Source organism: Polaromonas sp. P3_C2 (genome assembly GCF_056402675.1).
Map to the genome: position 1 here is coordinate 1 of NZ_JBFUGX010001222.1, position 610 is coordinate 610.

At 67.3% G+C, this 610-nt stretch carries 1 protein-coding gene and 1 pseudogene; one reads left to right on the plus strand and one right to left on the minus strand.

Translation table 11 applies throughout. The features are described 5' to 3' along the window. A pseudogene (locus tag AC1DWI_RS25725) lies at positions 1–311 on the plus strand (mechanosensitive ion channel family protein); the annotation flags it as partial. On the opposite strand, the gene AC1DWI_RS25730 reads toward AC1DWI_RS25725, so the two are convergent. Further along, on the minus strand, positions 298–610 hold a 313-nt coding region (locus AC1DWI_RS25730; protein ID WP_477726266.1), incomplete at its 5' end, for a M15 family metallopeptidase. The pseudogene AC1DWI_RS25725 and the gene AC1DWI_RS25730 overlap by 14 nt on opposite strands.

Sequence of the window (610 nt, forward strand, 5' to 3'; positions counted from 1 at the left end):
GCATGCCCCTGGCCCCGCTGCGCGAGGCGGCACGGCGCGCTTGCGAGGAGGCGCCCGAATGGGACAAGCGGCTGTGCCTGCTGCAGGTGGTAGAGGTCGGCGAGCGCAGCATGCAGCTGCGGGTGTTGGTGACGTCCGCCAACTCCAGCCTGAACTGGGACTTGCGCTGCAAGGTGCGCGAGGCGCTGGTGGACTTCATGCAGCGCGAATACCCGCAGCATTTGCCGCTGGTGCGTACCGAGTCAGCCGAGCCGCGGGGGCCGGCGGCCGGCCCTCCTTCCGATCAGGCCGGCGAGCTCAGGCGGCCTTGAGCCGGGTGGGCAGCTGGCCATTGGCCACRCAGTGCATGAAAGCATGGCTRTCGATCAGCGGAAAGCTTTTGGCGTCAGGCAACTGGTAGTGCCACCATTCGTTGGGGTGGTGCACAAAACCCGCTTCCAGCATGACCGTGAGCAGCCGCATGCGGTTGACCTGTATGGCGACGGGGTGTGCCGTGTGAAAGTGATGGGACCCGCGCGTCATGGTGTCGACCGGCGTGCCCATGTCCAGCTCCTGCCCGTCCGGCGCCAGCAGCGTGACATCAAGCGCCACGCCCCGTGTGTGGTTGGAG